This window comes from Streptomyces sp. NPDC002623 (genome assembly GCF_053592635.1).
Genome location: NZ_JBSFWB010000046.1, coordinates 14,940 through 39,953, shown reverse-complemented (window position 1 = coordinate 39,953; position 25,014 = coordinate 14,940). Strand labels below are relative to the sequence as shown.

At 69.3% G+C, this 25,014-nt stretch carries 18 protein-coding genes and 8 pseudogenes; 12 read left to right on the top strand and 14 right to left on the bottom strand.

From position 1 onward, the window contains the following. The first annotated feature begins 240 nt into the window (after window positions 1-240). From ACWD4O_RS42940 to ACWD4O_RS42915, 6 genes and pseudogenes are all read left to right on the top strand, one after another. The gene (locus ACWD4O_RS42940; protein ID WP_451288480.1) at window positions 241-1,104 is read left to right on the top strand and encodes an NAD(P)H-binding protein; all 864 of its coding nucleotides are present in this window, start codon (window positions 241-243) and stop codon (window positions 1,102-1,104) included. A gap of 91 nt (window positions 1,105-1,195) precedes the next feature. After that, window positions 1,196-1,843, top strand: a complete 648-nt coding sequence (locus ACWD4O_RS42935) for a DNA/RNA nuclease SfsA (protein ID WP_451288479.1) — start codon at window positions 1,196-1,198, stop codon at window positions 1,841-1,843. Further along, entirely contained in the window at window positions 1,729-1,965 is a 237-nt protein-coding gene (locus ACWD4O_RS42930; protein WP_451288500.1) for a hypothetical protein, read from the top strand. Before ACWD4O_RS42935 ends, ACWD4O_RS42930 begins: the two co-directional genes overlap by 115 nt. Before the next feature lie 273 nt (window positions 1,966-2,238). Beyond that, window positions 2,239-2,784, top strand: a pseudogene (locus ACWD4O_RS42925) (excinuclease ABC subunit UvrA); the annotation flags it as partial. A gap of 124 nt (window positions 2,785-2,908) precedes the next feature. Then, the gene (locus ACWD4O_RS42920) at window positions 2,909-4,246 is read left to right on the top strand and encodes a DUF4241 domain-containing protein (RefSeq protein ID WP_451288478.1); all 1,338 of its coding nucleotides are present in this window, start codon (window positions 2,909-2,911) and stop codon (window positions 4,244-4,246) included. Window positions 4,247-4,283: 37 nt separating this feature from the next. Further along, window positions 4,284-4,397, top strand: a pseudogene (locus tag ACWD4O_RS42915) (recombinase family protein); the annotation flags it as partial. A gap of 189 nt (window positions 4,398-4,586) precedes the next feature. On the opposite strand, the pseudogene ACWD4O_RS42910 reads toward ACWD4O_RS42915, so the two are convergent. Then, a pseudogene (locus tag ACWD4O_RS42910) lies at window positions 4,587-4,847 on the bottom strand (transposase); the annotation flags it as partial. A gap of 343 nt (window positions 4,848-5,190) precedes the next feature. On the opposite strand from ACWD4O_RS42910, the gene ACWD4O_RS42905 reads away from it, so the two are divergent. Beyond that, on the top strand, window positions 5,191-5,745 hold the full coding sequence (locus tag ACWD4O_RS42905) for a hypothetical protein (protein ID WP_451288477.1): 555 nt from the start codon (window positions 5,191-5,193) through the stop codon (window positions 5,743-5,745). A gap of 183 nt (window positions 5,746-5,928) precedes the next feature. On the opposite strand, the gene ACWD4O_RS42900 is transcribed toward ACWD4O_RS42905, so the two are convergent. The 3 genes and pseudogenes from ACWD4O_RS42900 to ACWD4O_RS42890 form a co-directional block, all read right to left on the bottom strand. Then, window positions 5,929-7,545, bottom strand: coding sequence for an IS4 family transposase (locus tag ACWD4O_RS42900; protein WP_451288476.1), 1,617 nt, complete (start codon window positions 7,543-7,545; stop codon window positions 5,929-5,931). Window positions 7,546-7,672: 127 nt separating this feature from the next. Next, window positions 7,673-8,813 (bottom strand): annotated as a pseudogene (locus ACWD4O_RS42895) (IS110 family transposase); the annotation flags it as partial. 557 nt (window positions 8,814-9,370) lie between these two features. Next, window positions 9,371-9,502, bottom strand: coding sequence for a hypothetical protein (locus ACWD4O_RS42890; RefSeq protein WP_451288475.1), 132 nt, complete (start codon window positions 9,500-9,502; stop codon window positions 9,371-9,373). Window positions 9,503-9,826: 324 nt separating this feature from the next. On the opposite strand from ACWD4O_RS42890, the gene ACWD4O_RS42885 reads away from it, so the two are divergent. After that, window positions 9,827-10,093, top strand: coding sequence for a TIGR02391 family protein (locus ACWD4O_RS42885; RefSeq protein WP_451288474.1), 267 nt, complete (start codon window positions 9,827-9,829; stop codon window positions 10,091-10,093). A 5-nt stretch (window positions 10,094-10,098) separates the two neighbouring features. On the opposite strand, the gene ACWD4O_RS42880 is transcribed toward ACWD4O_RS42885, so the two are convergent. After that, entirely contained in the window at window positions 10,099-11,352 is a 1,254-nt protein-coding gene (locus ACWD4O_RS42880) for an XRE family transcriptional regulator (protein WP_451288473.1), read from the bottom strand. An 80-nt stretch (window positions 11,353-11,432) separates the two neighbouring features. On the opposite strand from ACWD4O_RS42880, the gene ACWD4O_RS42875 reads away from it, so the two are divergent. Together ACWD4O_RS42875 and ACWD4O_RS42870 are read left to right on the top strand one after the other, a co-directional pair. Continuing rightward, on the top strand, window positions 11,433-11,993 hold the full coding sequence (locus ACWD4O_RS42875) for a transposase (protein WP_451288472.1): 561 nt from the start codon (window positions 11,433-11,435) through the stop codon (window positions 11,991-11,993). Next, a pseudogene (locus ACWD4O_RS42870) lies at window positions 11,876-12,379 on the top strand (IS5-like element IS4811 family transposase); the annotation flags it as partial. The gene ACWD4O_RS42875 and the pseudogene ACWD4O_RS42870, both read left to right, overlap by 118 nt. A 195-nt stretch (window positions 12,380-12,574) precedes the next feature. Here ACWD4O_RS42870 and ACWD4O_RS42865 read toward each other — a convergent pair. The 7 genes and pseudogenes from ACWD4O_RS42865 to ACWD4O_RS42835 form a co-directional block, all read right to left on the bottom strand. Further along, window positions 12,575-13,810, bottom strand: a complete 1,236-nt coding sequence (locus ACWD4O_RS42865; protein WP_451288499.1) for a serine hydrolase domain-containing protein — start codon at window positions 13,808-13,810, stop codon at window positions 12,575-12,577. Between the two features lie 152 nt (window positions 13,811-13,962). Next, complete coding sequence (locus ACWD4O_RS42860) at window positions 13,963-14,097, bottom strand: hypothetical protein (protein ID WP_451288503.1); 135 nt, start codon at window positions 14,095-14,097, stop codon at window positions 13,963-13,965. A 76-nt stretch (window positions 14,098-14,173) separates the two neighbouring features. Continuing rightward, window positions 14,174-14,353: pseudogene (locus ACWD4O_RS42855) on the bottom strand (DUF1048 domain-containing protein); the annotation flags it as partial. A gap of 80 nt (window positions 14,354-14,433) precedes the next feature. Beyond that, window positions 14,434-14,679 (bottom strand): annotated as a pseudogene (locus ACWD4O_RS42850) (PadR family transcriptional regulator); the annotation flags it as partial. Between the two features lie 174 nt (window positions 14,680-14,853). Further along, window positions 14,854-15,238: pseudogene (locus ACWD4O_RS42845) on the bottom strand (NF041680 family putative transposase); the annotation flags it as partial. A gap of 1,056 nt (window positions 15,239-16,294) precedes the next feature. Further along, window positions 16,295-17,215 (bottom strand): RNA polymerase sigma-70 factor, encoded by a 921-nt coding sequence (locus ACWD4O_RS42840; RefSeq protein WP_451288471.1) that lies wholly within the window; start codon window positions 17,213-17,215, stop codon window positions 16,295-16,297. Further along, complete coding sequence (locus ACWD4O_RS42835) at window positions 17,212-18,417, bottom strand: NAD(P)/FAD-dependent oxidoreductase (protein ID WP_451288470.1); 1,206 nt, start codon at window positions 18,415-18,417, stop codon at window positions 17,212-17,214. Before ACWD4O_RS42835 ends, ACWD4O_RS42840 begins: the two co-directional genes overlap by 4 nt. Window positions 18,418-19,166: 749 nt before the next feature. Here ACWD4O_RS42835 and ACWD4O_RS42830 point away from each other — a divergent pair. Beyond that, window positions 19,167-19,997, top strand: coding sequence for a hypothetical protein (locus ACWD4O_RS42830; protein WP_451288469.1), 831 nt, complete (start codon window positions 19,167-19,169; stop codon window positions 19,995-19,997). A gap of 34 nt (window positions 19,998-20,031) precedes the next feature. On the opposite strand, the gene ACWD4O_RS42825 is transcribed toward ACWD4O_RS42830, so the two are convergent. Then, window positions 20,032-20,223, bottom strand: a complete 192-nt coding sequence (locus ACWD4O_RS42825; RefSeq protein WP_451288468.1) for a hypothetical protein — start codon at window positions 20,221-20,223, stop codon at window positions 20,032-20,034. Between the two features lie 452 nt (window positions 20,224-20,675). Between ACWD4O_RS42825 and ACWD4O_RS42820 the strand changes: the two genes are divergently transcribed. After that, window positions 20,676-23,204 (top strand): NB-ARC domain-containing protein, encoded by a 2,529-nt coding sequence (locus tag ACWD4O_RS42820; protein ID WP_451288467.1) that lies wholly within the window; start codon window positions 20,676-20,678, stop codon window positions 23,202-23,204. 41 nt (window positions 23,205-23,245) lie between these two features. Here the strand turns inward: ACWD4O_RS42820 and ACWD4O_RS42815 are convergent, their stop codons facing one another. After that, on the bottom strand, window positions 23,246-24,892 hold the full coding sequence (locus tag ACWD4O_RS42815; protein ID WP_451288466.1) for a hypothetical protein: 1,647 nt from the start codon (window positions 24,890-24,892) through the stop codon (window positions 23,246-23,248). Window positions 24,893-25,014: the final 122 nt, after the last annotated feature.

Genomic DNA, 25,014 nt, shown 5'->3' with positions numbered 1-25,014 from the left:
CGTGCCGACGAGATCGACCGGCGCCTCGCCACCCGATCGCCGCCCAGATCGGGTGTACCGGAATGTTGCCAAGAATCCCTAAATACATGACTTAAGCTGTCATGTATCGAGGGGATGATTCAAGGGTCGCAAGCTAGAACGCTGGCTCGAACGACAGCCCCGGCCTGTGGAACACCTGACGCCATGCTGCGTTGAATCTGCAGGCGAGGCCCCATCCCTCGCCCCCGAGAAAGACACGTCATGATCACTGTGACTGCGGCCACCGGCCGTTTCGGACGCATCGCCGTCGATGAACTCCTCAAGCGTGGCGTGCCCGCCAGCGAGATCGTGGTGGCCGTCCTCGACCCCGAGAACGCGGCCGACTTCACTGCACGCGGCATCGAGGTGCGCCAGGCCGACTACGAGCGGCCCGAGACCCTCGCCGCCGCGTTCCAGGGAGCGGACCGGATCCTGCTCATCTCCTCCAGCAACTTCGCCCGCCAGATCGAGCAGCACACCAACGCCATCCAGGCCGCCAAGGACGCCGGCGCCTCGGCTCTGATCTACACGAGCTACCTCAACGCGGACACCAGCGGTATCACCATGGCCGGACCGCACGCCCGCACCGAGGAGCTGATCAAGGAGTCCGGCGTCCCGTACGCGATCCTGCGCAACGGCTCCTACATCGAGAACTACACCGACAACATCGGCATGTGGCTGCAGTACGGCACCATCATCGGCTCGGCCGGTGAGGGGAGGATCTCCGGAGCGGTTCGTGCGGACCTGGCCGCCGCCGCTGCGTCCGTCGTGGCCGAGGAACCGATCGACAACCGTACCTACGAGCTCGGCGGCACCGCGTTCACGATGAGTGACCTGGCCTCCGAGACCGCCGCCCAGAGCAACGTCGCAGTCACCTATATGGACATGCCGCCTGCGCAGTACTCCGAGACACTGGCCAGTGTGGGCCTGCCGCCCTTCTTCGCCGACGCCATCGCGGACAACAGTGCCGGCGCCGCACGAGGCGGCTGGTACACCGAGAGCAAGGACCTTGAGCAGCTTCTGGGCCGGCCTTCGACGCCCCTGTCCGCGGCCGTGGCAGAGGCGCTGAAGAAGCAGCCGGCGTAGCCGGCCCGGCACACCGATCCGCAGCGGTCCGGCTCCTCCCCTGGTGGGCCAGCCGGGCCGCCAACGTACCGACCAGCGTGAACGGCACACCATGACAGTCCATGCCCTGCAGATGCGGAACAAGAAGATCTGCTTCGCTGAGCCCCTGGCGCAGGCCACGATCGTCCGGCGGCGCAACCGGTTCGTCATCGACGTCGATGTCGAGGGGGCCGAGGTCGCCTGCCACTGCCCGACGACCGGCCGGATCGGCAACCTCGTCCTGGACGGGCTCCCATGCCTGCTGTCAAGCAGCACCAACGCCGCCCGCAAGACGCCCTACACCGTCGAAGCCGTTTCGGTCGACGCACCGCAGGGCCGAGCACTCACCTGGATCGGTATCAACCAGACGGCCGCCAACCGCTACGTCGAGCACGCGCTGACCGGCGGTCTTCTCTCGCAGATCGTCACCGTGCACACCATCCAGCGCGAGAAGTTCCTCGGGCCCTCACGGCTGGACTTTCTCGTCAACGACGACACCTACGTCGAGGTCAAGACACCCCTGGAAAACCTCCAGGTGCCCCTGGGCAGCCACGTCAAGACCCGGCCGCAGCCCCGATCAAGTCGACCGACCGGCTGGTCAGACACATCAGCGGACTCGGAGACAGCCTGCAGGAGCACGAGCGGGCGATCATGCTGGTCTGCTTCCTCTACGACAACCCCGGCTTCCAGGTCCTCAAAAGCACCCGGCACAGCGAAGTGAGCGCCCAGGTATCCCAGGCCCTGAGACAGGGCGTCGAACTGTGGCAGGTCAACTTCCAGCTGGATCCCACCGGGGTCCGCGTGCTGCGCCACCACGAGCTCACCTCACAGTTCCTCGCGTGACACCAGCACGGCCACACCCACGTGGAGCGCCCGAGCACTGGCCGTCCCGGCCCACCACCCGCGCACGCCGACCGTGAAGCACGGCGTTCGGGCACCGGGGCGCCCCCCCCGAGTGGCCTGAGCCACCGCCAGAAAAGCATGACGCCCGTGGCCTTGTATGCGCTCCTACCGGGTGAGCGGCCTTCCGGGCGCTGCCGCCACCCGACCCGTCACCAGTCTCTGCGGCCTGCCCAAATGCGGCCCAGCAACAAGGAAAGAGTCCCAGGAAGCGCCGTGAGAGACCGCATCATCAGCAAGGGCGCACGCCCGCACAACCTTCAAGGTGTCTGCGTCGACCAGCCCAGAGACGCGCCCATCGTCTTCACCGGCGTGTCCGGATCAGGGAAATCGAGCCTGGCGTTCGACACGATCTTCGCTGAAGGTCAGCGCCGCTATGTCGAGTCGCTGTCGTCCTACGCACAGCAGTTCCTGGGACAGCTGGACAAGCCGGACGTCGACGTCATCGAGGGCCTGTCGCCCGCCATCGCGATCGACCAGAAGACAACGGGACGCAATCCCCGCTCGACCGTCGGGACGATCACCGAGCTGTACGACTACCTGCGGCTGCTGTACGCCCGTGTCGGACACCCGCACTGTCCTGAGCGCGGCGAGCCCGTCAGCCGCCAGACTCCCCAGAAGATCGTGGACGTGCTTTTGGAGGCCGGGGAGGGAACGCGTCTGCAGATCCTCGCCCCGGTCGTACGCGACCGCAAGGGTGAACACGGCGAGGTCTTCCGGCAGTTGAATGCCGACGGGTTCAGCCGCGTCTGTGTGGACGGCCATCACTGACGTCAGGCCCCGTGTGACGATCCGCTGCCAGGTGGTCGCGAATCTGGCTGGGCCGTTGGCGCGGGCGGGGTGGCTCACGCCCGGCCCGGTAGGGGCGTTGTCACAGGTGGCGGCTATGTTGCAGCTCGTTACGTACATGAGCGGGGGAGCGACGATGCTGGTCGAGGTGGGGTACGCGCAGGCGTGGGATCTGGAGGCTCGCGTCCCCTGGCGGCCGGTATCCGTGGAAGAGGCCCGTGAGCGGGATGCCGCCGGGCTTCCGTACGTGGTGGTGTACCGGGCTGCGGGCCGGGAGGCTCCGCTGGAGGTCCGGCTCGTCTCCTGGCGGGATCACTATGTCGGGCTGTGGATCTACGACGCGCAGGGCCGCCGTACCTGCGAGCTCGACATGCGGCTGCTGGACGACCCGACGCGGCTGCTGTGCCGGTTCATCGTCCGCTGGCACTACACCGACCCGGAGATGACGGAATTCGACGAGGCGTGCCCGCGCATCACCGTGGAACTCTTCCCGGACGGAAGGGGACGGCGAGAGGAGAAGTCCAAGAACAGGCGCGGGGGGTCCTACATCACCGTGCCCAGGGTCGGCGATGACGAGCGCTGGATGGACCGGCCCGTCTTCGGAGAATGGCCGCTGTTCTCCGCCGGGTCGCACGGGCTGACGGAGCCGCCGGTCTTCGAGATCATCGAGTCGGCCGTGGCGGCCGGCTCCGACAGCGGGCTCGCGCCCACCACCTGCTGGTGTCCGCCCCGCCCCGCGCAGCCCGGACCGATCGGTGAGCTGTTCCGGCCCGGGCTGCGCGTGACCGACGGATACCACCCCGAGATGACGACCGTGGAGCCGCGCCGCATCGGCACCCTGCGCGTACCCAGCGGGCTGCTCGCCGTCTCCGGCCCGGACATCGACAACGGAGACGGCCCGCACGTCACGGTCCCCGTCCCGCCCGGGGAGTACGTACTGGAGGAGGCGCAGGCCAGACACACCTACCACTGCGAGTGGGAGGGGAGCGAGGTCACGCGCACCGACACCATGGCCGTCCGCCTGCTCGTCAGCGAGGCTCCCGCCGCGACCTGGGAGATGGCGCTCAGGCCCGACGACGACCTCCGGCTGTTCATCGAGAACGAGATCTCGGGTTTCGACACCGACGGCGCCACCGGCTGCTTCGCCGATGCCGGAGCCTGGGAACCCCTCCTCGCGCTCTTCGAGAAAGGGCTGGTCCAGGGAGACCCGGACCTTGACCCGGGCGTCTACGAGGACATCAGCGACTCCATGTACCTCCTGCGTACCCGGGACCAGGTCTCCGGCGGCGAACTGGCGGCCTTCGCGACGACAGGTGACGGCACCTATCCCGTCTGGGTCGGCCGTTCCGAGGCCGGCGAAGTGGTCGGGGTCGCAGTGCTGGTAGAGGGGATGCCCGAACTGCTCCCAGAAGGCGGAGCCCCCGCCGGCGCCTGACGTGGCGTACACGTAGTTCGGGGGCCGCCGGACCACCATGGTCGGCGAACTACGCAAGCGGGAGACCGGGTTCGCCTCGCTGCACGAGCGGCGCGAGACCACCACGCCCGGCGGGCGGCTGGTGTTCCACGCCTTCGCCTCGCTGGCGGAGTTCATCCGGGAGCTGATCGTCTCCGGCACTCGCGAGGGCTTGGACGCCGCCCGCGGACGGGCCGGAGGCCGCCCATCGGGCGGGGCTACGCCGGTTGTGGGCGGCGTCGACGGGTCGATCGCACTGCCGTCGGTCAGCGACCTGGAGGGCCTGCGGGGCGCCGCGGGTGGCGCCTTCGGTGAAGAAGGGGGCCCGGTCACGGCAGATGATCTCGATGTCGGACCGCTCGGCGAGCCAGGCCGCGAGCGTGCCTGCTTCCCGGTCGGGAAGGAGGTCGATCGGGCGACGTGTTTCGACGTCGACGAGCACGGTTCCGTAGATACGGCCCTTGCGCTGGGCGTATTCGTCCACGCCGACCACACGGGGTGTGGCGGTGACGGGGTCCGGAAGCGAGGCGATCAGCCTCAACAGGGTGTTCCTGCTGACCGGGATCTTGAAAGCATCCGTCATGAGGGCGCCTGCCGGGCCTGCCAGCGCGAGACCGACCGACACCAGCGTCGATCGCAACCGCTCGGTCCGTCGTCCGAACCGGCGCGTGAGCCCAGGGACTTGCTCAGCGAAGGTCTTGCGCGTGCAGGAGTCCTCCGCGCAGACGAACCGCCGCACTCGTAACGACACCACGACCAGCTTGCCGCTGTCGGCAGATCACGAGGAGAACGCAGATAGGAGCCATGTATTCGCCCCGACCTGTATCGCACTCCGGACAGACACCTCAGGCATGTAACTCGTCAAGTTGAGGGCCTCGGATCACTGTGTAGCCTGTCGATCTGTTCGAACGGGATGAGAGTGAGACGTGGAGACGCTGGTGGAGGGGGCCGTCGCGGAGGCGCTTCGTGACGGGCACGACGAAGCGGTCCGCCTGTATGTCGCTGCCTGTGCCGAACGCATGGCGCCGCTGTTCGTGGGCCTGCGGGCGAACATGCCGGGGAGGGAAGCCGACCTGGACCTCTACGTGGAGACCGTTCGCGATCTTTGGTATGCCGACCGGCCACTCGCTCACGCCACCGAGCGCGTGCGCCTGCTGGAACGGTTCCCAGAGCTTCAGCCGAACGAGGAGGGGATCACCGATGTCGCCGACACCTACGCGTTCTTCGCTGCCCTCTGCCTGAGGTACGCCCTGCTGGCCCACGGCTCGGGCAACGCTGATGACGCGGAGTCCTGCGGCCATGCGGCGCTCACCGCGATGGGGATGCTGGACCGGAATGTGGCGGGTGCCAGCCTTCTCGCCGACGAGCAACGGCTCCAGTTCCTCTCGCTGAGCGATGACATCTCAGGTCTGTGGGACGCGAGCGTCACGGCAGGGCGAGAGAGGCTCCGTGCCGTGCTGGGGCGCCTGCCCCGCAGGTAGGCACGCTCCTGATTGCTGTCGTAAGACAGCGCCTCCGGTTACGCGGCCGCGGTGACCACCTCGTCGGGCGAAGCTGGGAAGGCCAGTGCCTCGTCATATCGCTGGCTCTGCTGGAGGCAGTGGTAGAGCTGCCCGAGCATGCGATTGAAGCAATGCCACGAAGTTAGCGCCGCGGCCTCCAAGTCAAGCTCCTCCCGTTTCTGTAGGCAGTAGGCATTCAGGGGCGAGCTTGTAGGTCGCGTTCGCGGTCTTTTCGAGGAGACCTTCCCTGGTCCAGCGGCTCAACTGGACGCAGAAGCTGTCGTAGTGAGTGAGTGCGAGGGCAGTGGCAAGCTCGCGTGCGTGCCAGGGCCGATGCGGTGAGGTGCGCATGTGCTGGAGGACCTGATTACGCTGACCGCTGCGGCCGTGCCCTGCCGACGATGTGGGATGGGCGCGGATTTCAACGGCGAGACCGGTCACGTTTTTGCTGGTCAGGGGGTGCTCGCTGGTCGGGTTCGCCGGATAGCGGGAGGTCGGGCACTTGACCTTGCGGGCGCTGGTGCGTGCGCGCCTGGGCGGCAGCAGAGCGGACCGGACCGCAGTGGAGATGCCGCTCGTGGTGAAGCCCGATGAGGTCGGCAGGATGTGGTCCGCGCGGATGACCTGGTCGCGGGCGGCCTGGAGCGCAACGGTGAAGCTTGCCCGGTCCGGGTCAGCCCCTGGGACAGACTCGACGGCCTCGACCATAGCCATGCGGATCACCTGGTAGAGCGTGAGCAGAGCCCAGACTTCCTGTTCAAGTCCGCGTGGATCTTGGGACCGCAGGACCCGGCCAGTCAGGAGCGTGTGCCGCAGTGAATAGAAGGCAGACTCGATTTCCCAGCGTTCGTGGTAGAGACGGATCAGGGCTTCGGCCGGGTCGTGGCGGTGATCCAGGAGCGTCGTCGCGAGCCGGTAATGGCCCGTGATGCGTTGTCCGTTGCTGGCGGTGAGAGTGATGTCGGCTTCGATGATGCGGACGCGCAGGCTGCGGAAGCGGGTGAGGTAGGAGCCGTCAGGGAGGACTGCCAGCACCGCGGGGCGCCGGTGTGCGCACAGCCGGATCAGGAACTGAGAACCGGTGTTGGAGACAGCACGCAGGAATTCGTCGCCGTCGAAAGCCCGGTCCGCGAGCAGGAGCATCTGCGGTGTCAGCCGGGGCAGTAACTCGGCCGCCTGGACGGTCTCCCCGTTCTCGGACGGGCCGAAGACTGCCCCGAGCAGGCCCCGAGTCCCGGTCTCGCACAGAACGGTCAGTCGCAAAGAGGGGTAGCCCGACATGCCCCAGTGGTGCCGAACCTTGCCCAGCAGAGCTCGGATGCGCGGCAGGTCAGGGGCTTTCAGCGAACTGCAGCCGTCGAACGCAACGGTCCGCCAGTGCCGGTAGCAGGCACCAGTCGTGGTCGGCCGTGCCAGTGGTACTGCGAGAGTTTCGAACAACGCCTCTATGGGCTCCGGCCCAAGACGCCGGCGCAGCTGCCGCAGTGCAGCTTCTGAAGGAAGACCGTGGTCGATGCCAGACAGGCCAGCCACGAGCTTGTCCCACACGCGGCGGTATCCGAGCGACGGAAAGAGTCCCAGGGCCAGGACGAAGTAGATCCCGACCCGGGACGGGAGCGTACGCACCCGGACCTGAACAGTCTTGGTCTCTTCGAGGACGTGATCGACGAGCTCGAAGGGTATGTGCTGAGTCAGCCCGCCCAGATGACCCGGCGCGAAGGCGCCCGCTGCGACGGTGGTGGTACGGGTCAAGGTGCAGGTGGAGAGCTGACTCGACAACGGATCCCCTGGTCAAGAAGGTGCTGGTCGACCTTCTCCTATCAGGGAACCGCGGCCTGGAACCCCGGAACCATCCATCTCCGCACCGGCTTGACTTGACGGCCGCGGCGTTAACTTCGCGGCATTGGCGATTGAAGAGGTTTCGCTGGGCCGCTGCGTGCCAGTCGCCATGGTCGTCACGGCGCTTGCGGTAGTGCGTCTTGGCGCCAAGGGAGGTGCTGATGGCGGAGAAGGCCCAGAGGTAGCCGGCATGGTTGAGGCGGTCATTCTTCACCCAGCGCCTGGTGACGCTGGACTTCTTGCCGGACGCCCTAGTGATGGGTGATGCGCCGGCATACGCCTTGAGCCCACGAGCGTCTGAGAAGCGCTGCCGGTCGTCGCCGATCTCGGCCAGCACCCGTGCGCCGAGCTGGACGCCGAGGCCGGGGAAACTGAGGATGATGTCAGCGTCCGGGTGCTGAGGGAATGCTTCGTCCACCGCCTCCTCGAGGTCGGTGGCTGCCTTGGAGGCGGCTTCAAGCTGAATGAGAAGGGCGAGCATCTGCTTACCGAGAGCGTCTTCGACGAGCGGCGGTTGATGAGCCCAGTCGCCTCGTAGGACCTCGTGGAGGCGGTCGGCTTCGGCTTCGATGCCGCGCTGGCGGCCAGCCCGCTTGAGGGCCGAACGGAGTTGCGCACGGGTCAATCGTGCGGCTCGCCTCGGCGTGGGAGCGAGACGGAGAAGCTCGTGGGCCTCGGGCCGGCAAAGGCCCTTCTTCCACGTCTCCACGGCTGCCAGGGCAGCCGGGTAGTACTCACGGAGCAGGGAGCGCAGCTGGTTGGCGATCTGTTGGCGGTTCCAGACGGCATCCTGCTGGGCACGTGCAAGAACTGCGACGGCACGGGCCAGGTCACTGTCCTGTGGCAGAGGCCGGTGGGCGTGCATGTCAGTGCGCAAGATGTTCGCCAGGACCAAGGGCGTCGCCGGGGTCGGACTTCTTGCGGGAAACGGAGTGCCGGTCGCGGTAGCGCGAAGCCGCCATCGGATTGATGGCGAACACCTGCCGCTTACCGCTTCGCAGCACGGCAACCAACAGTCCGCGGGAGGTTTCGATCGCGACCGGGATCGGGTTGTCCTCACAGTCACCGTAGTCGGCAAGCAGGTCCAAGAGGATTTTGTAGCCAGCCGCGTCATCTGTGATGCGCCGCTTGGCGAGCAGCTGGCCGCTGTCGTCGACCAGGGCGACGTCGTGCGTGCGCTCGGCCCAGTCGATACCGCAGTAGATCAAGTTTTTCCCCTCCACCGTGCTCAGGCTGAACGTTCGCGAGCTCGCGCGGGCCACGCAGCGATCTAATCCCAGGACTCAGCCCGTCAAGGCCGGTCCGCCACCTCAGTAGCTGTTCGTGGCACCAGCTCGCCCCGCGGGCCTCGGTCTTCGCGGGAGCTCGGTGCTCGGGCGTTGTAAGAGGTCACCGTGGAGTGGGCTCGCACCACCAACACCAACGAGTGATGTTCGAAATGGTGTTGACGCTCGGTGGCGCTGGGCGTCGCCGATCTTTCGGTAGGCATCGCAGGCCGGGAGGGACGTCAGGCGTCCGCCCAGCGCCAGCGGGCGCCAACACCATCCGGATTCGCTGTGAGCTGGGCGTCGGCTCGGCGTACGTCCAGCGTTCCGTGGCTTCCATCGGTCGCGGTGGCGGCCGATGCGGGCAGAGACGTGCCCCGTCTGTCCGAAGGCCTCAAGGGCCAAGCCGCCCGCTTGCATCCACTCGGCACCGCACGGGCCGCCACCGCTCGAACGCTCCGTCGCGGATGTCGCCCCAACGGACCGCTCTTAATTCCGGATTAGGCCGCCCGCCTCGCGGTCGTCCGAGCCTCGACCCGGACGACCGTGTCGGTCACCTCGACCGACTCCACCGACACGCCCTCGACCGAGGAGAACAGCAGCTCATCCAACTGCGGCAGCACTTCGCTCACGGCGAAGGACTGTAGGCCACGCCACCGTCCAGCCGGGCGATTTTCGGGCGACCTCACCTGCCATCACACGAAGATCAACAGTCACCCTGCGTGCACAACCACACGAAGTGGACCAGAGCCCGGAGAAGGTGACACAGCCAAAAGGCGGGGTTTCGTGCGTGGGGACAGGCGGCAGATTCAGACGGCGGTTCTGGGCGGTGCGAACTCGGAGGAGCCGCTGATGCTGCCGTTGGAGGCGATCGAGCTGGACGCCTTCCGCCGCCGTCACGGGCACGACATGTTCTGGTGCGGGCTGCTGCTTCCTCATTGTTGGGCGTACAGCTGATGCGGCAGGAGTTCAAGCCCGACGGCGGGGTTCTCACCGACACCGGTGCCCACCCTGGAGAGCAGACTGCCGTGATGGAGCTGTTCACCGGCGCTATCGGGGCCTTCAAGAACCTGACGAGCCATCGGACCGTGACCCTCGAGGACCCGATGGAGGCTGCCGAGATCATCCAGGTCGCCGACTTCCTGCTGCGCATCCTGCGCCGCGCGGAACAGCGGAAACCCTCCGGCACCGCGACCACTGGCACGGCAACCGCAGAGGTGTAGACGCCTCAGGCTGCGGCAAGGTGGAGGAGCTCTGGAACGCCTTCGGCGCGGGCGTAGGGCTGGAAGCGGGGGAGGAGGTCGTCGACGAGGTTCACGCAGCGGGGTGCGCCGATGCGTCGGGCCAGGATCAGTGACTGGGCGGCGGCTGCGGCGGGCTCGGGTTCCTTCAGATCGAGGTAGCTGGCCGCGCGGTAGGCGAAGAACACGCCGCGGGTTTTGTCCCGTGCGGCGGGCAGAAGACGTTCTCCTTCAGTGATGAGTTGGTGGGCTCGGCCGGTGTCGCCGAGGTCCAGGAGTGCCTGGCCTGAATCCACGGCGAGATCCGCCTCGGATACCCACGCGCACCCTGCGGGTCGCTCCGTTCCGGCGTCGCTGAGATGCTGCTCGGCAGCGGACAGCGCGCGCAGGACGGCGCGGCGTTCGCCGCGTGCGGCGAGTGTGCGGGCGAGACGCAGTTGGAGGAGGCAGCGGGCGGCGGGATTGCTGGCGCGGGTCAGGGCGTGGTTGAGGATGCGGGCGGCGGTGGTGTGATCGCGACGCCAGGCGGCCTGGTAGGCGAGATCGCCCAGGAGACCGGCGCCCATGTCCTCGTCTCCGGCCGCGTGGGCGTTGTGCAGGGCGGCGATCCAGTTCTGGCTGGCGTGGGTGTGGTGTCCCAGGTCGAAGCGGTGCCAGGCGACGGTCTGGGCCAGGGAGGCCGCCAAGGCGTGCAGACGTAGGCCGAGGGCGGGCGTGTAGCGGCTGTGTTCGAGTAGTTCGGTCACGGTGGACAGATGGGCGTCGAGCAGCGTGGCGGTGTGCTGCCGTTGCTCGGTGGCGTGAGTGGCGAGCTGCTGGGTCGTGTTCTCCAGGAAGGCGACGAAGTTCTCGCCGATCGGTTTGCCTTCGTGGGCCTGGACGGCCGCGCTCGTAGGGCCGGCGGCCCAGTCCGCGGCCAGTGCGGACAGGGTGGCGCCGGAGATCGCAAAAAAGGTGCGGCGTTCCATGGCTGTTCGCAGGGCCTCTCTGAGGGCGGGCACCGAGCTGTGGGGTCCGAACGGGATCACGCCGTCGGCGGTGAGCGGCAGCCAGTTCGGCCAGTCGTCGGCACGGACGATGTCTGCGGGCTGGCCGAGCGCTTCGGCGATGTACGCCTGTGACTCCTCGCTCGGTCGCACGCCCCGTTCCCACTTGCGTACCCGCATCCGGTCGGTGCCCGAACGCAGGCCCTGTCGGCGGGCTGCGGCCTGAACCCCGGCCGCGAGCGCGTCCTGCGACATGCCGCGCGCCTTCCGCGCAACGGTCAGGGGGTGGCGATCGGTCTCTTCCACACATTCATCCAATCACTCACCGCACATGGATGGTGACGATTGCCGGACGCGGGACTCCTACGGGACTCCCTTCAAACTATCGCCCGATCCCGGCAGTTGAGGCGACTGCTGTGCGTCGACCCACCCGGGCGACAAGTGGATCCGCCGCATCGTCGCCCGGCTCGACTCGATCGAGTCCACCCTCGGCCTCATCGCCGGCTCGTGACCTGCGGCGGGTCCGCCCGGCGGCCGGTCCCGCCGCACTCGTTCGAAGGCCGACTGCCATGCGCTGTTGTCGATGTCCCTCGGACACCACCAGCGCCGAATGGGCCCTGATCGAGCTGCTGTTGCCGACCCCAGCCTGCGAAACCTCGCGGGGCGGACGGCCGGAGAAGCATCCCCGCCGCGAGATCGTGGACGCGATGCGCTGCATCGTGGACACCGGCAGCAAATGGCGGGCCCTGCCTGCGGACTTCCCGCCCTGGCGCACGGTGTGGGGGTTTGTGGTCTGTTGGGTGGTGGCTGGGGATCATCGGCCCAGGTCTGTGATCACTTGGCGGGCGGGGTCCGCTGTGACGTGGGCGGAGGCTGCCGGGTGGTTGTCAGCGTGATCGTTTTCCAGGGTGTGAAGGCTGTGGAGGCCGTCTTCAGGGCCATCTGCGGCTACGGCGCGGGCAAGGAAGTCAGCGGCCGCAGGCGCCGCCTCGTCGTCGGCACCTGCGGACTCCTCCTTGTGGTGAGGGTTGCCCCCGCCGGCCTGCGCGACTCTTCGGCGGCGAGGGAAGTCCTTTTCCGCCTGTGCCTGATGCGCTCCGAGGTCACCATCGTCTGGGTGGACTCCGTCTCTGCCGGCGGGCTCGTCGGCTGGGGGAAGCGGCATCCCAGTCTCACCGTCAAGGCCGTCGGCGGCCTCAAGGACGCCTCCGGGTTCGTGGTGCTGCCCTGCCGATGGGTCGTCGAACGCGGCCTCGTGTGGATGATGCGTGCCCGCCGCCGCGCGATGGACTGCGAACGGCTCGTCCGGCACTCCGAGACTCTGATCGCCTGGGCTGCCGTCACCCTCGTGACCAGGGGCCTGGCCCGGAAGGGCGCCACGCCAGGCCGGCCGGGGGAACCGGCGTCGGCAGACTCGACCGGCTATGCCCGGCCGGCCGGGGGTACCGGCGTCGGCAGGCTCGGCCAGGTGGGCGGTTCAGTCGTCGATTGCCTGGTAGAGGGTGGTCCAGAAGTCCTGTATGGCCCGTGCCGAGTCCGGGGTGGACATTCCGGTCTGGGTGAGCAGGATGCCGACGAGTTGATGGTCCGGGTCGGCGTAGGTGGTGGTGCCGGCTCCGCCGTCCCAGCCGAACTGGCCGATGGGCGCGTAGTCGCCTCGGTAGGTGCGCACCGTCATCCCGAAGCCCCAGCCGCCGGTCTGCCCCTGACCGTGTGACAGATGGACGACGCTGCGTGCCCAGGCCTGTAGTGCGGCTGTCTGCTGGGGCGTGAGGCGGTTGGTGGTCATGAGCTCGACGGCGGGCCTGGACAGGATCCGTTCGGTGCCGTGCGTCCCGTGGTTGAGCAGCATCCGGAAGTAGGCGTGGTAGTCGTCGACGGTCGAGTCGAGTCCGCCGCCGCCGGACTGGAACGCCGGAGGCGTGCTGTGGTGCCCGCCTTCGGCCGGGTCCTCCACGGTGAACTCTGCGGTCTGCGGATCGGGGGCGTACAGGGGCGGCAGCCGGTCGATCTTGTTGGCGGGCACGTGGAATCCGGTGTCCTTCATCCCCAGCGGATCGAAGATGCGCTCGCGCAGGAATGCCTCGAACGACTGGCCGGTGACCCTGGCCGCCAGCACCCCGAGCACGTCGTCGCTGACGTTGTACAGCCACCGCTCTCCGGGCTGGCACGTCAGCGGAAGCGTGCCCAGGCGACGCATCCACTCATCCGGCTCCACCGCCGGCAGCATCCATCCGTTCTCGCCGTAGACCCTCTGCTCGAAGTACGCGCTCATCATCGGGGAGCCCATCGCCGTCGTGTCCAGCCCGAGCCCGCAGGTGGAGGTGAGCAGGTCCCGCACGGTGATCGGACGCCGCGCCGGCACGGTGTCGTCCAGCGGGCTGTCGGGCCTCTTCAGCACCTGCCGGTCGGCCAGTTCCGGCAGCCACTGATCTATCGGGTCGTCAAGTCGCAGCCGGCACTCGTCCAGCAGGACCATCGTCGCGGCGGCCGCGACCGGCTTGGTCGTCGAGGCCATCCGGAAGATGGTCTCCCGGCGCATCGGCGCGCCGCCGTCATGGCGCATCGTCCCGATCGCCTCGACATGGGTCTCCTCGCCCCGGCCGACCAGGGCGACGAGTCCGGGGATCTTCTTGGACTCGACATGCGCTTCCAGTACCTCGCGCAGTCGGCGCAGCCCGGCTTCCGACAAGGCGTTGCTGCCGTTTCCCATCATGAGTCTCCTTGCACGCAGTGGTCGGTCTCGACGGTGCCGCGGGCATGCGGCGTGAGGCGGCCGGCCGGGCGTGGCCCCGCGGCCGCGTGGTGCGGACAGGCGATGAAGGTGGTGCTCGGCCCCTGGGGGAGCCGTGTGCTGAGGCGCGGTCAGACCGTTTCGTCTTCTGTTCCGGTCTCGTCACCGGTGGCGCGCTCGATGTCGTCGGTCGGCTGCTTCCGTGCGCGGGCGGGAACGTAGCCGCCCTCGGTGTAGTTCTGGACGAACGCCTCGGCGAACTCCACCGGGTCCTGCCGCGCTGACCTCGCGGATCGGGGTTCCGTTCACCGCGGCCTGTTCGAGCAGGCCGGCGAGGTCTTCGAGCATCGACGCGTTGCTCCCGCCGTCGGCCGGCACGAAGTGCATCGGGTGCCGCTCGATCGCCTCGACCGCCGTGCGGTGGTTCCCGGGAAGCTCCCTGACGCGCGCCTTGTACGCCCTCCAGCGTTTCCTGGGCCCGATCGCCTGAGAGATGAAGCCGGTCTCTTCGGCGTCGGACATGGTTGCTCGCCCTCCCCTTCGCGGAGCTGTTCCAGTCGTTCCGTGAGGAAGCTCCACGTCCTCCGGAACTCTTCGAGGTGCTCCCGTCCCTGAGCGTTGAGGGAGTGCACCTTGCGTGGCGGCCCCTTTTCGGAGGGGGCCTTCTCCACCTCGACGAGAGCGCGCCTCTCCATCCTGATGAGCAGCGCGTGGATGGTTCCTTCGGCCATGTCCGAGAACCCCTGTTCCCGCAGCCGCGCCGTGATCTCGTAGCCGTAGCCGTAGCCGTAGGCGGGCTGGCCGGACAGGGACGCGAGGATGCTGCCCTCCAGCGTGCCCTTGACCATCTCCGTCTCCAGCTTGGTCATGGAACACCCCCTCCCTGCACTAGTCGGCGATACTGAGTACCGGTACACGGTAACGCTGACTAGCGGTACTTAGCAAGACGGAATAGCGGAGGTGTGGGCGGGCGCCGCAAGCGCCCGGTTCGGCAGCGTCACCGGCTGAGCTTGTTCTTTCTGCCAAGATCTTCCGGCTTGCCGATGGCCTTGAGGGTCTCGGGGCGTTTGACGGTCTTGCCGAGGTCGTAGCGGGGTGCCTGGTGTTTGTTCTTGGCGTCGGGTGGCCGTCCGGGGCCGGCGCCTCGGGGTGTGGGAACACGGGCCGGGCAGGCGAGGCGGGCGCGGATGTTCCTGAACCCCCGGCGGATCCGGCCGGGGTGAGCCGGTCCGGGGTGAGCCGGTCCGAGGTGGTCGGCCTCTCCCAGGGCCGGCGGAGGTCCGCAGTGAGGGGCCGGGCAAGTCGGAGGTGGGTGTGCGCGACGATGAGGATCCAGGTCCAACGGTCCGCCGCTTCGGGGGTGCGGAGTTTTGGGGTGGTCCATCCGAGGGTCTGCTTCGCGAACCGGGCGCAGACCGCGATCAGGGTGCGGGGGTCGTCGAGGTCGTTGGCGTAGGCCTGGCGTTCTGCGGGGGTCCAGGCGGAGGCGCCGCAGTCCCAGGGCTCGGCGAGGGGGCCCAGGTGGTCGATGTCGATGTCGATGTCGAGGGCGCGGGCGCGGGTCTGGGTGTGGGCGGTGTCGTCGTAGGGCGGGTGCCGGGCGCTGCCGTTCTGGGTGCGGTCGGGGCCTTGTTCCGGGGCGGTGACGGCTTCCTCGAGGAGGACCTCGGCCCGGGTGCTGCAGCCGTCGGGGTCGGCGTCGGTCCAGTGGCGCAACAGGGCGCGGCTGTAGCCGGTGCGGTCTTCGTCCTGGACGGTGAGCGCGGTCAGGGCGCCGCGGGCCGGCAGGGTGATGGTGTCGCCGGGGGTGTGCCGCTGCGGTGCGGAGGCCGGCCCCTGGGTGTGGGCCTCGGCGGTGGTGGGGGTGGGCGGGGCGGCGAGCGCGGCGGCCGCCGCGACCGCGGTGCGGGTGCGCACAGGGTCCCTTTCCGGAGATCGCAGACCGTCGGTGATCTTCGTAGCGGTTCCTGCGCGTGCCGTGCCCGGCCGTGGGGTGTCCTGTCACCCGCTCGGGCGTTGAGTCACATGATCGCCTTGCGGGCGGGCGCGGCGGGCGCGGTGGGGCGGGAAGACGGAGCGTCGGCCGTTGCGGGGAGCTCTGGCTCTCGGACGGCCTGCGGGGGTGCGGTGGCGTGCGGGTTCGCTGTGAACCGTTGCCGGTCGTGCCGGTCGTGCCGGTCGTGCCGGTCGTGCCGGTCGTACGGTGTACGGCGCCCTCGTGTTCGTGCCGGGAACGCCGGGTGCGGCCGGCACGGAGACGGTGGGATCGGCGAGGGGACGGGCGGGGTGCGGGCGGGGTGCGGGCGGCGAGGGTCCTCGATGTGCTGGAGACGGTGCGGGCGTGCGAGGAGAAGTCCGGGCGCGGCTGGGTGCCGGACACGGTGGCGGCGCCGCTGCTTCCCGGCGTGAGCAGGCTCGCTCACCAGCCTGCTCGCGCCCGGCGACAGCTCGCGGTGACGAGGCTCACGGCGTCCCGATGTCGTAGGCGGTGCCGTCGGCGACGGCCTGGAGTTTGTCCGGGTTGGCCACGTTGTGGATTGCGGTGATGCGGCCGTCGGCGCCGAAGTCGAACGTGACGGTGGCGATCACGCGTCCCGGCGCGCTGAAGACGATGCCCGGCCCGCCGTTGATCTCGACGAGTTCGGCTTTCATGTCGGCGGGCTCGATGCCCTGGTAGGTGACGGTGCCGATGGCCGCGAACCAGTTGGCCACCGTGTCGGCGCCGACAACCGGGCGCAGGGCCTGGCGGACCTTGCCGCCGCCGTCGGTCCACAGGGTGACGTCCGGGGACAGCAGGTCCATCAGGGTGTTGAGGTCACCGCCGGTCGTGGCGGCGAAGAACCGCTCGGTGGCCTCGCGCTGCCGGGTCCGGTCGGCTGCGAAGCGTGGCCGCCGGGCCCGCACGTGCTCGCGGGCCCGGTGCGCGGCCTGACGCACCGCGGGTTCGGAACGTTCCACCGCCTCGGCGATTTCGGCGTGGCTGAAGTCGAAGACCTCCTTGAGCACGAACACCGCGCGCTCCAGCGGGCTGAGCGTCTCCAGCACCACCAGCATGGCCATCGACACGGACTCGGCGTTCGCGACGACCTCGGAGGCGTCCCCGACGGTGAGGATGGGCTCCGGCAGCCACGGGCCCACGTAGGTCTCGCGCTTGTGCCGGGTCGAGCGCAGCCGTTCCAGCGCCAGGTTCGAGACGATCCGCGTCAGGTACGCCTTGGGGTCGGCCACCTGTGAGCGGTCCGCGGCGGACCACTTGATCCAGGCGTCCTGGACTGCGTCCTCGGCGTCGGCCGCAGTGCCCAGGAGGCGGTAGGCCACGGAGAACAGCAGGCTGCGGTGCTGGTGGAAGACCTGCTGGTCGGGGTGGGCCGGCAGGTTGGTCACCGGGCCTCCCGGACACGGGTGAAGCGGCCCCCGCGGGGCCAGAACGCGCCCGAGGCGGGCATCTTCTTCATACGGCCGTAGGTCGGCCAGGGCGAGGCGGTCACCGTCTCCTTGTACCGGACGGCGATGCGGCCGGTCAGGCAGATCCGGCGCGGGCTGTCATCGGGGCGGGTGAACTGCACCACGGCATCGCCGCGTCCCAGGCTCACCGGCGTGTGGTAGTAGCCGAAGCGGAACGGCTTGGGCTGCTTGCCCTTGAGCACACGGTCGATGGACAGCGCGGCGTGCACCCCGGTCGGCATGCCGCCCTGGCAGGTGCCGTGCATCACGCCGTAGCCCTGGCGGATCGCGGCCGCGTCGCCGATCGCGTACACGTCGGGGTGGGACACCGACCGCAGTGCGCCGTCGGTGACGATGCGTCCGCGCCGGTCGACGGCCAGCCCGGCGGCGGCCGCCAGCGGTGACACCCGCGTACCGCTCGTCCACAGGACCGCGTCGGCGGCGATGCTCTCCCCGCCTGCCAGTTCCACCCCTTCGGGCAGCACCTTCACCACCTCGACCCCGGCGCGTACCTGGACGCCCAACCGGTCGAGTGCGGCGTGCACGTACGCCTTGGCCTTGGGCCTCATGGCCGCACCGGGCTCGGCCCGGCCCAGCAGCACGACGTCCAACTCCGGGTGCCGCTCGGCGATCTCCGCGGCCGACTCGACGCCGGTCAGCCCGCTGCCGCCGACCACCACCGTGCCGCTGCCGAGCCGCCCCAGCCGGCCGGCGAGCAATTCGGCGTCCTGGGCACTGGTCAGGGTGTACGCGTGGTCCTCGACCCCCGGCACCGCCGACATGCCGGCCACACTGCCCAACCCGTACACCAGCGTGTCGTAGTGCAGGACCCGGTCGTCGTCGATCCGCACAGTCTTGGCGTCCGCATCCACCGCCGTCACCCAGCCCCGTACGAATCGCGCCCCCGTGCCCTCCAGCAGCTCCGGGATGCTCAGCTCGGCGAGCCGCTGCCCGGTCGCCGTCATGTGCAGCCGCATGCGCTCGGTGAACCGCTCCTGCGCATTCACCACGGTCACCTGCACGCCCTCGCGCCGCTTGCCCCGGGCCGCCAGTTGGATGGCCGCGGACATGCCCGCGTACCCGGCCCCCAGGACCACCACACGGTGTGTGGCCGTCATGCCGGTCTCCTGCTGTGTGCTCATCGTTCCGTCCTCCTCCATCGCTGCCGACGACCACCAGATGGAAGCGGACCGCCCGTCCGTGACACGAGGTCGACGTGATGCGCACCACAGACCGAATCGATGTCCGCCGGAGGTCTCCGGTCAACACCTCCCCGCCACGTTCGTCTACGCCGGCATGTGCACGATGAGGCTCTGCAGGCCGAGCTGCGCCGCATCACCAGCCGCTGGAGATGGCAGCAGGCCGCAAGGGAGAGTCGGCCGGCGCCATCAGGGACGCGGCCTGAGGCGGGTTCTGCACGGATGGACAGCCATGTGTGTGCCCGTACGGACTCCTCCTCATGTGCAAGAAACCGGACCGGCAACAGGCTGAAGTGCGTGGCCGGCAGGTGGGGACAGCGTCTGGCTGTGCATGGGGGAAGTCCTGCTGGCTGCCGTCGACCTGCTGCTGCCTGAGAGACCAGGCGGCGGTGACGGGCCCGGCCGCGCACGGACAGGCGTGTGGGAGCCGGACCGTGCCCGGGGCTCACGGCTGACGACGGCCCCGACGCAGACGCCTCCACTCGTGGAACCACGCAGGATGAGTCCCCCGTCAGAATCCGGCTGTCAGTGGGGCTGGCTAACGTGGTGCTGTTCGCACGAGGGGAAGGACAGGGCAGTTGGCGGCTCACGCGCCGGATCGGTGGGACTACACCCATGGGGACTTCACGTCACGCAGACTGCTGTACCAGCAGTACGGCGGCTCTACGATCACGGGGATCGCGCCTTCCTCGATGAGCAGCCACGTGCTCCTCTTCAACGCGGGATGTCTGCCTGGCGGCGGATGGCACCAGGACGGCTTCTACTACTACGCAGGCGCCACCTCCCTCGGAACCGGCGCGTGGGAGAAGACGCCGGTCAACGAGGCGATTGAAGCCGCCTGGACCAGGGGGTGGCGGCTGCGGCTCCTCGAAGCGCCACGGGGAAGGGCAAGGGGTCTGTGGCGCTTCGTCGACTCCTTCATGCTGGACGGCATCGCCGGAGAGCGCACAACTCTGAGCCCCGAGGGCGCTGCGCTGCGCTATCCGGTCTACCGTCTGCGCAGCATCGACAACGTCACCCGCCATCCAGGCCGGCTGATCCCCCCGGGCGACCCCTGCCGCGTACAGGTCCGTCGGGTCGAGCGGTGCGATCTGCTTCGCCGGGACGCCGGCGAGGACCCGTTGGACGATGCGCGACCAGAGACGCGTCTGTCCAAGGCCTTCGAACGCTTCGTGATGAGCCAGGGCTACGCCGTGCACCGCCTCGCGATCCGCCACACCCCAGGCTGCTCGCCTCTGGTCACGGATGTCTGGGTCGCTCAGCTGGGCCTGCTCATCGAGGCCAAGGCGGGCAAGAACCCGGTCGACGACGTCCGATACGCGCTGGGACAACTCGGCCACTACACACGCCACCTGCCGGGGGTGCTCCGTAAAGCCGTGCTGCTTCCCCGGGACCCCGGACGGGATCTGCGGGAGACCGCCCTCTATATGGGAGTGGACCTCATCTGGCCTGAAGCGGCGCGGTGGCGCACCACGGGAGAGTGGGGGCGCCTCGCCGGTATGGGACACGTGGGCGACGTCTGACCGGTGCCGGGCAGGCGCACGATCACGCTCCACATCAGGTGGGCCGCCCTGCGTGTACGGCGGTGTCAGCCGATGCAAGTGTGCCCACCGGCATGCTGCCTCCGGCGCTGAGCAGACCCGCGAGCACCGCACCAGCGGCCGGAGCGCCGCTGAGGAACGCGATGCCGCCGACGACCAGGCCGGTGACGACCGCCGTCAGGAGGATGACGGCGGTGTGCTGTGTCATGAACGGGCCGGGCCGACAGGGCTCAGGCTGGTTCGGCGGCGTGGGGGCGGGTGTGGAACTCGCTTGTTGTCCACGGGAGTTGGTGTGTGGGGCGTCTGCTCCTGGGCCGGGTCCGGCCCGCTGTCCCACGGGTCACCTCGAATCCGGACCGTCTCCGGAAGTATCTCGGGAGAGTCTGTGGGGTCCCCTGGGAAGGCGCACTTGCATGGGGGCGCCGACGGGCTCGCCGGATACAGGGGGAAGCGATCTGCTGTACGGATCGGCTGGAGCGGATGTTGATGACGTGAGGGTCTGCGCTGTGAGAGTGCGCCGTCGGGACGGCGGTGACGTCGCGTCGAACGGTGTCATCGGCGAACGCCCGCGGGGCGGGCTGGGATTGTCGGGGAGATCGTTCTACCGTGGGCCGGGCCTGGTCTGTCCTGGCCGCGGCAGGAGAACGTGAAGGGGGATCGGTGGAAGCCGAGTTGGCGGCGCTCGCGGCGTCAGGGGCGACGACTCTGGTGGCCTTGATGGTTTCGGAGTCCTGGGCCCAGGCGAGGGAGAGGCTGGCCGGGTTCTTTGCCCGGCGTCGCCGTGCCGGCCAGGGCGTGGAGGCCGGACTCGAGGAATCCGGTGAGGAGCTCGGCAGGGCCAGGCGGGCGGGCGACGAGGAGACCGTTGCCGGAATCGAAGCCGACTGGCGCAGCCGGCTGCTCGAGCTGCTCCAGGCGGAGCCGGACGCTGCCGCAGAGTTGCGCGGTCTGCTGGCCGAACTGGCCCCCATGGTGCAGCACACGGTCATCAGCGGGGGAGTGAACCACGGCCCCGCCTTCCAGGGATCGCACATCAGTGGCCCGATCACCTTCAACGTCCAGCCGCCGCTGCCCCGGACCCCCGGGGCGCGACCCGACCAAGTACCCGCGCTCACCGTGCAGTTCAGCAACCGGGTGGCCGAACTCGCCACACTGGACGACGTGTGCGGTGCGAGAACGGCAGGCCGTGGCGGTCCGCAGGTCGCGGTGGGAGTGCTCGGCGGACTCCCGGGAGTGGGCAAGAGCGCGACAGCCTGGCAGTGGGCCCACAAGCAGCAGGACCTGTTCCCGGACGGGCAGCTCTACGTGGACTATGCGGGCCTGCGCGGACCGTCTGCTGCGGGAGGCGGCGGCGCCGACGTCTCCGAGGCTCTGGCCATGCTCCTGAGAGGGCTTCAGGTCCGGGAGGAATTCATCCCGCCGTCGCTCGCGGAGCGGACCGCGCTGTACCGGTCGCACTCGGCGGGCCGACGCCTGCTGGTGGTGCTCGACGACGTCAGCCACCCGGCCCAGGTCAGGCCGCTGATTCCCAAGGGACGGGGCAGCGCGGTCCTCGTCACCAGCCAGAGCAGACTGGGGGAACTGGTACTGGACGGCGCCCGCCTGGTCCCGTTGGGACCCCTGGAGACCGAAGGCGCCCTGGCGCTGCTGTCCGACCGCTGCGGGCAGGAGGCCGTCGCCGGTGACCGCGCGGCCGCCGAACGCCTCACCGAGCTGTGCGGCGGCCTGCCCGTGGCCCTGCAGATCGTCGCGGCCCGCCTGCTCACCGACGGCCACCTCACCATGGCCTCCCTGGCCACGGAACTCGCCGACGAGGCGGCACGGCTGGCCGGCATGGCGCTGCCAGGGGCAGCACCGGCCGACGGACATCAGACAGAGGAGTACTCCGTGTCAGCGGTCCTGGGATCCACGTACCGGCTGCTGCCGCCCGACGCGGCCCGCCTCTACCGGCTTCTGGGCCTGCTGCCCATGGCCACCTTCGACGCCGCGGCGGCAGCGGCCGCCGCACGGCTCGACAGCCGCCAGACGTGTCGCCTGCTGGGCGCACTGATCTCCGCGAGCCTGCTGGAAGCCACCTCCGAAGGCCGTTACCGCATGCACGACCTGGTGCGACTGCACGCACGGGAACGCGCGGCGGACGAAGAACCGTGCCACGAGGAACGCGCACTGCTCCAGCGCGTGGCCACGCACTACCTCGTCCTGACCGCATTCGCCGACCGAGCCCTCAGAGCAGACCGCCTGCGCATCGCGGACCTGTCCGAACTGCTGCGCGGCACCGACACCCCCTTCGTCACAGTCGGCGGACCGCCGCCGCTGGAATGGCTGGAGGCGGAACGCCCGGCGATCCTCGGCGTCCTGCGCGCATCAGCACGACACGGCCTGCACACCCTTACCTGGCAGCTGGCCGAGGCCTTCACGGTGCTGTTCCTGCATCGCCGTCACCTGGCCGCATGGAAGGAGTCGCTGGAACTCGGCGCCGAGGCCGCCGCCGACGCGGCCGCAACCGCGCACACCGCGCAGGAGATCGCACAGGCCACGCAGGCCGAGGCACGGCTGCGCAGCCTGCTGTCCCGACCGCTGACGGACCTCGGCCGACACGACCGGGCAGGTGAGGAACTGCAAAGAGCCGTTGCACGGGCGGAGGTGACCGACCACCTCGTCCTGCGCGCCTCCGTGCAGGAATTCCTCGGCCGTCATCTCGAGCGCGCCGACCTGCCCGGCGCCGTGACCGCCTACCGGCTCTCCCTCGATCTCAACACCCGTGCGGGCAATGCCCGCGGCGCCGCCCTCGCCGCCTACTTCCTCGGCTGCGCCCAAGACGCCCAGCAACACCACGGACAGGCCCTCGTCACCCTGCAAAGAGCCCATCAGTCCTTCCGCGACCTGCCTGAGCCCGACCGGCGCATGGCTGCCCGGGCCATGGCCGCCATCGGCGTCGCGCACGATCACCTGGGCCACACGGCGGAAGCAGTCCGCGCTCTCCGTGAGGCGGCACAGACCCTGCACGAGACCGGAGCCACGCACTACGAAGCACAGGCCCTGATGACACTCGCCGGCATCGCGCAGCGCCACCCGCAACGGCCGGACGACGCACGGGCGTGGCTGTCCCGCGCTCTGGCCATCCATGAGGCGGACGGCAGCCCGCTGGCGGACGCCGTGCGGCAGCAACTGCAACAACTCGGCCCCTGACGGTTGCGCTGCCCTTGTCGGCGGGGGGGGCAGCGCAACCGTCAACGGACGCCGGACGGCTGGGAGGGCCGCAGCCGCAGCATGACATCCTCGTCCGGCACATCCTCATGAACGCGCAGCAGTACCCAGGCGTCGTCCAGCGGCAGCCCGGCGCGCAGGCAGGCGTAGACGACCGCCGCGGCCAGCCCCGGATCCCTTCCCGCGCCGGTGACCGTGGCCTCCACGACGCGGCCGTCCCGCAGCCCGGCCAGCAGGCCGCCGCCTCCTACGGCCGAGGCCGCCAGAAGGCTCCCGGGCAGCCGGGCGAGGGTGTCGCGGATCCAGCGCAGCGCCGCCACCGCGCTGGGAGCGGACTGCCGGCGAACGACCACCGAGGCGCTCTCGGCCAGCCGGGTGTCGCGCTCACTGTCCGAGCAGGCAAGGTGGGTGAAGTCCCCGGACGCGTCCCCGGACGCGTCGGCGCCCGCAATGCCGGGCCCGTGCACGGAGGCCGGGAAACGGCATACTTCCACGGTGGGCTGCGCCCCGTCCCCGCGCACGACGGTGGACACCTGCCAGGAGGTGACCGTCTCCCCGGGCACGTGCGCGGGGGGCAGCAGCAGGGAAGGCACCGAGGCGGACGGTTCCGGCAGGTCGAGCAGGCCGTACAGAGCGGTCCGCAGCCGGGCCAGGGCACTCCCGGGATCGGCGAAAGCCTGCCGTGCGACGGTTGCGTACCGGTCGGGAGTGTGTTCCCGCACGGCATCCTCGATCTGCCGCAGAAGGTCTCCGCCCGTGTCCAGGCGCGGTGCCGCAGCCGCCAGGTCATGGACCGCTGTACCGGGCACCGCGTCGGAGCCGAACGAGGCCAGCAGGACCGGCTTGCCCGTCGACGCCCCGTACAGCGTCACGGACCCGTGGTCGCCGATCACGGCATCCGCCGCGACCAGGGCAGGCCGCCAGGCATGCACGGCAGGCACCAGCAGCAGTCCCGCATCCACAGCGGCCGCCTGCAGGGTACGGATCTGCCAAGCCCCGTGAGCCGACCACACGTTGGGATGGAGGACGGCGGCCACGCGATACACGTCACAGGGGAGCTGGCCCAGCAGACGCGCGAGCAGGTCGGGGCTGCGGCCCAGAACAGAGGTGGCCCCCCAGGTGGAGGAAACGACGATCAGACGCTGATGCTCCGCAAGCCCCAGGGCATCCCTGTACATCTCCTTGAGGGGTTTGCTGGCCATGAGTTCATCGAAACAGGGATCGCCCACCAGCAGCGTGCGCCCCCTGGCCTTCGGGTGCGCGGCGATCAACTGCTCTTCCTGCGCGGGATGCGAAAGCGCGAGCCAGGCACGTCCGGACTCCAGCAGCGCGTCCGGCACCACCCCCGACAACCGTACGTTCGGGCCGCGCGAATCCGGGACGAGCTTATGGAAACCCACCCCGTGCGGCAGCACCAGAATCGGGAAATCACCCTCCGGTATCTCCACGTTCTCACTGGCGGTGAGGACGAGATCGGGTGTGATGTCCCGCAACTGCTCCCATGGCATCACCCTGCATCCGGCATCCCGCAGAACATCCAGGACACCAGCGCTGAAAGCAGAGCTCGGATCCTGGGTGAAGACAACAGAGACGCGGTGGTCATCCCGCAGGAGAGCCGGCAAGCACTCCAGGATCCGTACGGTCGAAGTGACCGTGCGAGTGGCGACCACCAGAGTCCGCTCCCCCCGGAAAGTGCTCCACCGATGGGCGTCCGGCCCTACAGGCACACGAATAGGCCTACTACCGAACACGGCGGCCGCCTCTAACAAAACAGACCCCTACCGCGGCTCGC